Raw genomic sequence first — 10,621 nt, forward strand, 5'->3', positions numbered from 1 at the left:
GGCCTGGCTCCATCCGCCCACCGGACCCATTGCGTGACACCAACCAAAGGGCAGACAGGATCGCCGGGGCTTCCATCGCGGCGGCGACGGCGACCATATAGCCTTCAGCCGCGATTGCGCGCCCTTCAAGCACCGAGGTTGCGGCAACGAATGTCACGATGCTGATCGAGCCATAATGCGCGGCCACGGCCGCAGCATCGAGCCGCGAAAACCGAGTGAGGAGTTTTAGCAAGGCGAAGGCCAGCAATGGCAGGCCAAAGGACAAAACCACCCCCGCGCCCACGGTCATCAGCAGCCCCCCATCAACACCATGGGCGGCAACCGAGGCACCACCTTTGAAGCCAATCGCAAAGAGCAGATATATCGACATGCCTTTTGCCACGGCTTCGGGGATGGACAAATCCGACCGTGCCATCGCGGCGGCAAGCCCCAGCACAAAGGACAGGATGATCGGCGACAGAAGGTTCGCTCCTGCGAGTGCAACGATATCGGACATGAATAACCCCTGCTGGTTGATGCGCCTTTATCAAAGCCTGAATGGTCAGCCAAGGGACATTATTTACAGGTCAACGACCTGTCACACCGCCGCTTTGCGAAATCGCGCTTGGGGGCGCATGGTTTCCGCGTGGCTTTCACAGTGCTCCGAAATCGCTGCGCGTTATGCCCTAGCTTTTCAGCAATGCCCCCAGACGTTTGATGCCTTCCTCAATCGTCGCCTCATCCGCGCGTGAGAAGGACAGACGGATGGTGTTGCGGCCCGAGCCATCGGCGAAAAAGGCCGCGCCGGGAACGAAGGCAACCCGTTGGCTTTGCAAAGATTTTGCCAGAAGTTCAGCCCCATCCATGGCTTTTGGCAGGGTGATCCAGACAAACATGCCGCCTTCGGGGCGCGTCCACTCCACGCCTTTGGGCATATGTTGGGCAAGCGCCTCCAGCATCGCATCTCGCCGGGCGCGGTAGGCGTCGCGGATGCGCGCAACATGGGCGTCAAAGATCTTACCCGCAACATCCGAGATCGCCATCTGGTTCAGCGTGGCGGAATGCAGGTCGGCCGCTTGTTTCATCAGCACAAGGCGGCTGATCACCGATTTCGAACCGCAGATCCAGCCCACGCGAAGACCAGGGGCGAGCGTTTTGGAGAAAGACCCGCAATACAGCGTGCGCGCAGCTTCGATCGAACCTTTTTGCGCGATTTCCATCGCGAGGATCGGCGGTACCGCCTCACCATCAAAACGCAAGGATTGATAGGCCGCATCTTCGATGATCGCGATATCGAGGTCTTCGGCCAGTTGCAGTATGTTTTGCCGCGTGGCCGCGTCCAGGGTTTCGCCTGTGGGGTTGGCAAAATCGACCGACATATATGCGAATTTCACCTGGCCGCCTTTGGCAGACGCAGTTTGCGCATAATCGGCGGCGGCGCGGTTGCCGCGCGGGTCAAGCCGGTCATATTCCGGCTCATAGGCGTTGAAGGCCCCCAAGGCACCAAGATAGGTAGGCCAACCGATCAGCGCGGTATCCTTGGGTGACAGAAAGAGCTTGCCCAGATAATCCAGCGCTTGTTGCGAGCCAGAGGTGATGAGAATGTTATCGGCATCGCAAGGGATACCGATGCGCGCCATTTGCGAAGCGATCCAGTCGCGCAACGGCTTGTAGCCCTCAGATACCGAATATTGCAGCGCAGATTCGGCGCGCGGACCCGAGAGGATATCGGCAATGGCGGCTTGAAACTCAGCCGCGGGGAAAAGCGCCGGGTCTGGGATGCCACCTGCAAAGGAAATAATATCGGGCTGATCCAGCAGCTTAAGCAGCTCTCGGATTTCCGAGGCTTTCATCCGGCTGGTGCGGCTGGCGAAAATCTGTTCCCAATTCATGCGCGATACCCCTTCCCCTGGGTTCATTTGGGGAAGGAGTGGCGCGAAAATCGGTTTATGTCAATAAGACTGACATAAATTCGACTATTGAGTGAGGTACCAGATGACGGTGACGGAGGCCGACAGCGCAAGCTCGCCTGCCTCGACCGGCATGCTCTCCATCGCGGCACGGCCATAGCTTTTGAACTGAGGGCCCGGGCTGTTGCTACCGCCTTCGGTGATGGAGACTACAGGCCCAAGCGCGCTGCTTGCGGCCTCGGCCAAAAGCTCGGCGCGGTGGCGGGCGTCGGCAACGGCGCGTTTGCGGGCCTCATCAAGCTTTGGGCCTGGCTCGGTGAGGCCGAACTCCACGCCGTTCAAGGTATTGGCCCCGTCTTCGACCGCCGCATCGAGGATCTCTCCGAGCTGATCGAGGTTGCGGACCCGGACAGAGAGCTGATTGGAGGCCGTGTAGCCGTCGATCTTGGAGCCGGATTCACTGTTGGACCAGTTGGGGCCCAAGGACAGCCCCGAGGTTTGCAGATCGCGCGGCTCTATCCCGGCGGCTTTGAGATTGCCAAGCACAGTGGCCAGTTGCCCTGCATTTTCAGCCATCGCCGCTTTGGCGGTTGATGCCGAGGTGGTAACGCCCAGCGAGATTGTCGCCATGTCTGGTGCGGCTTCGACCTGGCCTTCGCCAGTCACGGTGATCAGCGCCGCGGCGGGTTCTGCCGCCGCAACCGATGTTGCGGGTATGGCCTGCGCCAAAAGAGCCATTAAAAACAGGCTGTGGTAGGCACGCATTGGGGTTCTCCTAGGGTTTGTGTTACAAATGAAGCATATATCAGCGCTTCGTAATGCAATCTTGGCGGATTTGGGCCGAAACCGCACGGGGTTCGAGGGCTTTTTCTTTCATTCGGCAAAAACCTGCTGTAGGACAGGGCCTAACTTAGGCCAAGACTCCCTGCGCCTTTTCCTTTTGTGCTAGACCCGTGCAATGAAACCAAATTTTGCCCTGAACATCACTGATACAACGATCAGCTTGCTGCGCCGCACGTCAAGCGGTTGGCTGGAGGTTGGCTCTGCCGGCTTTGACAGCCCGGATCTGGATGAGGCGCTGAAATACCTACGTTCCTCGGCGCTGGGATTGTCGCCGCAGGGAATTACGACCAAGCTGGTCTTGCCGGCGTCGCAAATCCTTTACACTGAGGTCGAGGCCCCCGGCCCTGACAAAGCCGCGCGCGAGGCCCAGATCAAGGCCGCGCTCGAAGGGCGCACGCCTTACAGCGTTGATGAGCTGGTTTTTGACTGGTGGGGCAAGGGCCCTATGGTCAAGGTGGCGGTCGTTGCCCGCGAGACTTTGGAAGAAGCCGAAGCCTTTGCCGAGACCCATCGTTTCAACCCGGTGTCTTTTGTGACCATCCCGGCGGAAGGCCAGTTTGCAGGCGAACCATGGTTCGGGACGAGCAAGCTTTCGGCCACGCTGTTGCCTGCGGGTGAAAAGGTTTCGCGCGATCAGGACCCTGTGAAAGTGGTGACACGCGACGCTGCGAAACCGGATGCGGCCAAGGACGACCCAAAATCCGATGCCAAGGCCGAGGCCGCAAAAGACGCGCCGAAGAGTGACGCCGCGCCTGAGCAAGCGGCAACCGAGGACGCAAAGGCCGAGCCAGCGACCACATCAATAGATGCAGACGCGGCGCAAGCTGAGGCTAAAAAGAAAGCTGAGGCTGCGGCTGCGGCAGAAGAAAAAGCGGAAGCAGAAGCCAAGGCAAAGGCCGAAGCGGAGGCCAAGGCAGAGGCGGAGGCCAAAGCTGCGAAAGCCAAGGCAGAAGCAGAAGCCAAGGCGGCCGAGGATGCCAAAGCGAAGACCGAGGCGGAAGCCACGTCTAAGGAGCCAGCAGCAGAGGCCAAATCAAAGGCGGATGCAGATGCCGCAGCCAAGCGCAGTGCCGCTGAAGAGGCCGCAGCAGAGACAACCCGCAAGATCGAAGCCGCCAGAGCCGAGATGGAGCAGCGCGCTCAAAACTTGGCACAGGCCGAAGCAAAACGTTTGGTCGCGGAGGCCGAAAAAGCTAAAATCGCCCAGCAAGAGCGCGACAGAGCCAAGGCGTCTTTGCTCGAGGCAGAGCGCAAGCGCATGGCGAATGACCAGACCGGAAATTCAGGGTTTGAGGGGGTTACCGACCCCGGGATCGCTGAAACCAAGGACTCAGCGCCGTCAAGCCCGTCTCCTGCCTTTTCGACACGGAGGCGCGATGATGCGGCACCTTCGCTTGGGCCAGCGGCCAAAGCTGCCGGGGCGGCCTCGCCCTTTGCATCAGGCCCTGGTACGGCGACAGATACAGCAAAGGCTGCGGGACCCAAAGCCGATGGGGTCAAGGCACCAACTGTTTCCTTTGTGGCCGCCGCCAAATCCGACCCTGTTTTGGCCGAAAAAGGCAAGCCTGCCGCACCGGTTGACAAGGTGGTCGCAAAGCCATTGAACGGCACAGCGGCGTTTGCGACCGGTGCAAAGGCCGAGCTTGGCCAGGCCAGCCCGACGGCGGGAAAAGCCGGGGCGGCGATGGTGACCGCAGCCCGAATCCCAGGCACCACGGCGGCCTTGTCGCGGTTCAAATCCAAGGTTCAGTCAAAAGCAGATGCGACGGCAAAGCCAGGCTCCAAGCCCGCAGGCAAATCCTCGGCCAAACCGACCTCGGCAGAGGAATCGATGGGGAAATTTGGGGCCAAGCTTGCGCCGCGCAAAGGAAAGCCGCGGTTTTTGGGCCTGATCTTGACACTGGTCTTGCTTGCGGCCCTTGCAGCCGTGGCGGCCTGGTCTTCGCTTTATCTGTCGCGCAATGACGCGGTGCCGGAAACGGTGCAACAGGCCGACGCCACAGCAGGTGAGGCTGCGGCCCCTGATCCAGAGTTGACGGCAGAGGCCCCCGCCGAAGGTGTCTCGACCGAGCTTGCGGCTGTCCCTGAGACAGCGACGACAGCAGAGGTTGCGCCTGAGGCCGAGCCCGAAGCCTTGTCGGATGCCGAGGCTGTGGCAGATGCCGAAGCCGAATTGCCGCCTGCGCAAGAGCTTGCCATCGCAGAGCCCGTGGTTGATGTGGCGGTTGATCCGGTGGTTGATCCAGCCGCCGACACTGCCGCTGATGTGGCAGCTGAACCCGTCGCCGAAGCGCCTGCAGCGGTCGAGGTGCCGAGTGGCCCTGCCCCAACAGTGGTTTCGGAAGACAGCGCGGTTCAAGCCGCTGGTCCGGGCCGTGGCCCGCAAGACGAGATCTTTCTGCCTTCTATTGATGCCCAAGCGCCGGCCTTCGATGCTGTGGCATTGCCGCGCCCACAAACAACGCCCGATGCCGCGCCTGCAGCGATGATGGTGCCACCGCCTTTTGGCACCCAATATGAATTTGAACCCGATGGCAGCATCAAAGCCACCACCAATGGCGTGGTTATGCCGGGTGGGTTCTGGCTGATCGCGGCCAAGCCGCCTGTGTTGCCGCCTGCCCGGCCCGCAGAGATTTCGGACCCGGTCGTCCCTGCGGCGGCTGCGCCTGATGCCGTTGTACCTGGTGCCGCACCAACGCCCCCCGATACCGCAGCTGCCGCAACCCCGCCGCCAGACAACCCCGCGGCGCAATCCGCCGGAGCAAGCACGTCTGGGATTTCACAGGTGGAGGGCAATGGCCCTTCTTCTGTTTTTGAGCCCGACACAACCGTCGAAAACCGCCGCCCCAAAGGCCGCCCCGACATCCCGGAACCGGCCGCAGAGCCACCACAGACCGAAGATGACGCCGCCCTGGAGGCAAGCCCTGCATCGCTGCGCTTGGCCAGCCTGCGCCCGCGCGGCCGCCCCCAAACTGTGGTAGAGGCAGCCATTGCGGCCCGTGATGCCGCCGCGCAGGCGTCGCTTGCCGCCAAAGCGGCCGCCGATGAAAAGACCGCGCAAAACAGCGCTTTGTCGGTAGCTTTGTCGCCCCGCCCCGCCGCGCGCCCACGCGATTTTTCGCGCGCCGTGGAGGCTGCGATTTCTGCCGCAACGCGAGAAGTGACACGCAAAGTGGCAGTGCCCAAGACCGTGCCGGAGCCCGAAGAAGCCGAGGAACCAGAGGTGCGGGTCTCCAAGGCTCCGCGCATTCCGACCCGCGCCAATGTGGCCAAGCAGGCAACCTATAAAAATGCGATCAACCTGTCGAAGACCAATCTGATCGGGGTTTATGGAACCGACCAGAAACGCTATGCACTGATCCGGTCCTCCTCGGGGCGTTACAGCAAGGTACGGGTCGGTGACCGGCTTGATGGTGGCGTGGTCGCCGCGATTACCCGCAGTGAGTTGCGCTATAAAAAGCGCGGAAAGATTTTGACTTTGGCGATGCCCAAAGGGTAGCCCAGCCCGCTGGCCCTCGGATGCCCGACGCGGCACTGGGGCCGCGGCAAGGAATGGATATTTTTTCCAAAGAGAATTTGGGGCAAAGGGCGGCCCTGAGGCGGGCCACCACTCCTGTTCACATGACCTTGCCTTTTCAGGCCTCTTTCAAGACGCCACGATCAATCTGATCTTGTTCAATGGATTCGAAAAGCGCGCGGAAATTGCCTTCGCCAAAGCCATCATCGCCTTTGCGCTGGATAAACTCGAAGAAGATCGGACCGATCACGGTTTTGGAGAAGATTTGCAGCAAAATGCGGGTTTCGCCGCCATCGACCTCGTCGGCTGGAGCCCGAAACTTCGTGCAGCACTGAACGCGAAATATACCTTCACCCATCCCGAAAAGCCCGAGATCACCGGCCTTTCCCACATCCTCTGGACCGGCGCGCCGAAGCATGCCGAGGCAACCGCCCGCAACGCCGTCTTCTACGGTGACAAGGCCATCGACCGTTCGCCCTGCGGCACCGGCACTTCGGCCCGCATGGCGCATTGGGCAGCGCGCGGCGACCTCGATATCGGCGACGATTTCGTCCACGAAAGCATCATCGGCTCGCTCTTCCGGGGGCGGATCGAGGGGCTTGCCAGGGTCGGCGACCGCGACGCCATCATCCCCTCCATCGCCGGATGGGCCCGCGTCACGGGGCTCAACACGATTTTCATCGACGACCGTGACCCCTTCGCCCATGGTTTCGTTGTGACCTGAGACCGGGGGAGCCTGAATGGCCCGACGCATCACCGCCGGAAGCGCAAAAGCACCCGTCCTCGCGCTCACAGAGGGCCTCAGCTTCTGGGGCGGCGTCGACCCCGCCTCGGGCCGCCTGATCGATGCGCATCACCCCGATTGCGGGGCCGATCTGGCGGGCAGGATCGTGATGATGCCGACCAGCCGCGGCTCCTGCACCGGCAGCGGCGTGCTGCTGGAACTGGCACTCAACGGCCATGCCCCTGCCGCGCTGATCTTCCGCGAGGCGGAGGACGTGCTGACCCTCGGCGCGCTTGTCGCCGGAACTCTCTTCGACCGTCCCCTGCCGGTCCTGCGGCTCGACCCCGGCGATTACGCCGCCCTCACTGCCGAACCGTCGGCCCGCATCACCGAGGACCGGCTGAGCGCCGGTGCCGTTTCCCTGCCGCTCACGCCCCTCGCGACCGACCGGATGCAGCTCACCGAAACCGACCGCGCGATGCTGGCGGGGGCGGAGGGCCGCGCGGTTGAGACCGCGATGCAGATCTTGATCACCATGGCCGCCGCGCAGGGCGCGACGACACTGACCGATGTCACCCGCGCCCATATCGACGGCTGCATCTACGCAAGCCCCGCCAACCTGACCTTCGCCCGGAAGATGGCCGATCTGGGCGCGCGGGTCAGTATCCCGACCACCATGAACGCCATCTCGGTCGATCACGCAAATTGGCGGCAACAGGGCGTGGCGGACAGCTTCGGCAGCCCGGCGGCCGCTTTGGCCGATGCCTATACCGAGATGGGGGCAGAGCCGAGTTTCACCTGCGCGCCCTATCTGCTCGACGGCGCCCCGGCAGCGGGCGAACATATCGGCTGGTCCGAATCCAACGCCGTGATCTACGCCAATACCGTCCTTGGCGCGCGGACGGTCAAACACCCCGATTTCCTCGACCTCTGCATCGCGCTGACCGGACGCGCGCCCCTGTCCGGCGTCTACCTTGAGGCCGAGCGCGCGCCGCGGCGGGTCATCCATGTCACCCTGCCAGACGGCCATGACGATGCGCTCTGGCCGATGCTCGGCTATCTGGCGGGCAGGCTCGCGCCCGACCGCATCCCGCTCCTGACCGGGCTTGAAGGGACAGCGCCAACCGGGGACGACCTCAAGGCCCTTTGCGCCGCCTTCGGCACCTCGTCCGCAGCACCGATGCTGCATGTCGCGGGCGTGACACCCGAGGCGCATCTTGCCCCTGCACCGGATGCGGACATTGTACATATCACCCGCGCCGATCTCGCGCGGGCATGGGCTAAGTTCAACACAGGCCCCGCCGGGGTCGATCTGATCGCCTTTGGCTCACCGCATTTTTCAGCGGGCGAGTGCTGCAAACTGGCGGACCTGCTCGACGGCCACAAGGTAGCGTCCGGCACCACCGCCATCGTCACAGCGGGCCGCGACACGATCAGGGCCATCACCGCCAACGGCACAGCGAACCGTCTGCAAGCGGCAGGTATCCGCATCCTCCCCGACCTCTGCTGGTGCTCGATCTCTGAACCCGTCTTTCCGCCCGCCGCCCGTACGCTGATGACCAATTCCGGCAAATACGCCCATTACGCCCCGGCGCTTTCGGGCCGTGCCGTGCGCTTCGGCAGCCTCGCCGATTGCGCGGCCGCCGCGATCACCGGCAGGGCCCCGGACACCCCGCCCGACTGGCTGACCTGAGGACCGCCCATGCGCACGACCAAGACCATCCATGTGATCTCTGCCCATGCCGAGGGCGAGGTGGGCGACGTCATCGTCGGCGGCGTGACGCCCCCGCCGGGCGCGACGCTCTGGGACCAGCGGCGGCACATTGCCGAGGACGGCGACCTGCGCGCCTTCATGCTGAACGAACCAAGGGGCGGGGTATTTCGCCATGTGAACCTTCTGGTGCCGCCAAAGCACCCCGACGCCCAGATGGGCTTCATCATCATGGAGCCCGAGCACACGCCGCCAATGTCCGGCTCGAACTCGATCTGCGTGGCGACCGTGCTTCTGGACGCAGGCATCCTGCCGATGACCGAACCGGTAACCGAACTCACGCTGGAAGCCCCCGGCGGTCTTGTCCGGGTCCGCGCCGAGTGCCGGGACGGCAAGGCCGAACGGATCACCGTGCAGAACCTGCCCTCCTTCGCCGACCGGCTGGATGCCAGAATTGAGGTTGAAGGCATCGGCACGCTGAAGGTCGACACTGCCTTTGGCGGCGACAGTTTCGTGATCGTCGAAGCCGGAGCGCTGGGCCTCAGGATCGCCCCCGATGAGGCGCGCGACATCGCCCGTCTCGGCACCCGCATCACCAATGCCGCGAATGCCCAGCTTGGCTTTGCTCATCCCGAACGGCCCGACTGGGATCACATCTCCTTCTGCCTCTTCGCCGGAGCGCTGGAGAAGGCCGACGGCGGTTTCGCCGCCCGCTCCGCCGTCGCGATCCAGCCCGGCAAAGTCGACCGCTCGCCCACCGGCACCGGTGTGTCGGCCCGGATGGCGGTGTTGCATGCGAAAGGCGTGATGGCCGAAGGGCAGACGCTGACCGCCCGTTCGATCATCGACAGCACCTTCACGGGCCGCATCGCCGGTCTCACGGAAGTCGCAGGCCGCCCGGCGATCGTGCCCGAGATTTCCGGGCGCGGCTGGATCACCGGCATCCACCAACACATGCTCGACCCCGCCGACCCCTGGCCGGGGGGCTATCGTCTCTCCGATACCTGGGGTGCGGGCGGCTGAGGTGTCGGGACGCCTGTCGGGACGGATGCCATACGCGTGCCATACGCTTGCGGGACGGTTGCGGTACTCCCCTTCCGGCGCTAGAGGGGCGCCATGACCAGACCCGATGAACCGCGCCGCAACTTCTATGGCCGCATCCGCGGCAAGACCCTGCGCGCCAGCCAGAAGACCTATCTGAACGAAGACCTCGGGGCCTTGCAGCCCCGCGACATCACGCGTGAGGAGAACCCCGAGCGCACTCTGATCGACCCCGCCGCGATCTTCGGCGACGACCGTCCGGTCTGGCTGGAAGTGGGCTTTGGCGGTGGCGAACACCTTGTTCATATGGCCTCGCGATATCCTGACGTGGGGATCATCGGCTGCGAACCCTTCATCAACGGGGTGGCGATGCTTCTGGGCAAGATCCGCGATGCGGGCGTCACCAATCTTTCGGTTCATCCCGGTGATGCGCGCGATCTGATGGATGTCCTGCCGGAGGCTTCCATCGCGAAAGCCTTCCTCAACTACCCCGATCCCTGGCCGAAGACCCGTCACCATCGCCGCCGCTTCGTGACGCAGGAGCACCTGCAACCCCTTGCCAGGGCGATGAAATCCGGCGCCGAGTTCCGGGTGGCAACCGACATTCCCGATTATGTCCGCCAGACGCTGGAAGAGGTACCGCAAGCGGGATTTGAACTGATCGCGCAGGGCGATACGCCATGGCAGGACTGGCATTCCACCCGCTATGAGCAAAAGGCCCTGCGCGAGGGGCGGGCGCCGCATTACGTGACCTTCCGCCGGGTCTGATCTGGCGCAGCCTCCGGCGGGGATATTTGATCCAAGTGGAAGCAGGGGCATGGACCGCCCCTTTGGCTTGCGCTATCAGCGGGACGATTTTCGTGAAGGAGCGTCCCAAATGTCTGGCCACGGTGAGC

Annotated in this window: 7 protein-coding genes and 2 pseudogenes; 5 read left to right on the forward strand and 4 right to left on the reverse strand. The window is 63.3% G+C overall.

Annotated features, from left to right (window positions below; translation table 11 throughout):
• The 3 genes from WBB85_RS17940 to WBB85_RS17950 form a co-directional block, all read right to left on the reverse strand.
• Positions 1-496: sodium-dependent bicarbonate transport family permease (locus WBB85_RS17940; RefSeq protein ID WP_432639963.1), on the reverse strand; the 496-nt coding region annotated here is incomplete at its 3' end.
• 169 nt (positions 497-665) lie between these two features.
• A complete protein-coding gene (locus tag WBB85_RS17945; protein WP_432639964.1) occupies positions 666-1,871 on the reverse strand; it encodes a PLP-dependent aminotransferase family protein in 1,206 nt (401 codons plus the stop codon).
• Positions 1,872-1,955: 84 nt separating this feature from the next.
• Positions 1,956-2,654, reverse strand: coding sequence for an SIMPL domain-containing protein (locus WBB85_RS17950; RefSeq protein ID WP_432639965.1), 699 nt, complete (start codon positions 2,652-2,654; stop codon positions 1,956-1,958).
• Between the two features lie 193 nt (positions 2,655-2,847).
• On the opposite strand from WBB85_RS17950, the gene WBB85_RS17955 reads away from it, so the two are divergent.
• On the forward strand, positions 2,848-6,231 hold the full coding sequence (locus tag WBB85_RS17955; RefSeq protein ID WP_432639966.1) for a hypothetical protein: 3,384 nt from the start codon (positions 2,848-2,850) through the stop codon (positions 6,229-6,231).
• 136 nt (positions 6,232-6,367) lie between these two features.
• Here WBB85_RS17955 and WBB85_RS17960 read toward each other — a convergent pair.
• Positions 6,368-6,547: pseudogene (locus tag WBB85_RS17960) on the reverse strand (4-hydroxyphenylpyruvate dioxygenase); the annotation flags it as partial.
• Between WBB85_RS17960 and WBB85_RS17965 the strand changes: the two are divergent.
• The 4 genes and pseudogenes from WBB85_RS17965 to trmB all read left to right on the forward strand — a co-directional run.
• A pseudogene (locus WBB85_RS17965) lies at positions 6,539-6,973 on the forward strand (proline racemase family protein); the annotation flags it as partial. The pseudogenes WBB85_RS17960 and WBB85_RS17965 overlap by 9 nt on opposite strands.
• Before the next feature lie 16 nt (positions 6,974-6,989).
• On the forward strand, positions 6,990-8,666 hold the full coding sequence (locus WBB85_RS17970) for a cis-3-hydroxy-L-proline dehydratase (protein ID WP_432639967.1): 1,677 nt from the start codon (positions 6,990-6,992) through the stop codon (positions 8,664-8,666).
• Between the two features lie 9 nt (positions 8,667-8,675).
• Positions 8,676-9,707, forward strand: coding sequence for a trans-3-hydroxy-L-proline dehydratase (locus tag WBB85_RS17975; protein ID WP_432639968.1), 1,032 nt, complete (start codon positions 8,676-8,678; stop codon positions 9,705-9,707).
• A 93-nt stretch (positions 9,708-9,800) separates the two neighbouring features.
• The gene (trmB, locus tag WBB85_RS17980; RefSeq protein WP_432639969.1) at positions 9,801-10,493 is read left to right on the forward strand and encodes a tRNA (guanine(46)-N(7))-methyltransferase TrmB; all 693 of its coding nucleotides are present in this window, start codon (positions 9,801-9,803) and stop codon (positions 10,491-10,493) included.
• The last annotated feature ends 128 nt before the right edge of the window (positions 10,494-10,621 follow it).

The organism is Albidovulum sp. (genome assembly GCF_049646345.1).
GTDB lineage: Bacteria > Pseudomonadota > Alphaproteobacteria > Rhodobacterales > Rhodobacteraceae > Albidovulum.

Coding starts and splice junctions, on each gene's coding strand:
- WBB85_RS17945 (WP_432639964.1), bottom strand. CDS start 1,871: ATGAATTGGGAACAGATTTTCGCCAGCCGCACCAGCCGGATGAAAGCC.
- WBB85_RS17950 (WP_432639965.1), bottom strand. CDS start 2,654: ATGCGTGCCTACCACAGCCTGTTTTTAATGGCTCTTTTGGCGCAGGCC.
- WBB85_RS17955 (WP_432639966.1), top strand. CDS start 2,848: ATGAAACCAAATTTTGCCCTGAACATCACTGATACAACGATCAGCTTG.
- WBB85_RS17970 (WP_432639967.1), top strand. CDS start 6,990: ATGGCCCGACGCATCACCGCCGGAAGCGCAAAAGCACCCGTCCTCGCG.
- WBB85_RS17975 (WP_432639968.1), top strand. CDS start 8,676: ATGCGCACGACCAAGACCATCCATGTGATCTCTGCCCATGCCGAGGGC.
- trmB (WP_432639969.1), top strand. CDS start 9,801: ATGACCAGACCCGATGAACCGCGCCGCAACTTCTATGGCCGCATCCGC.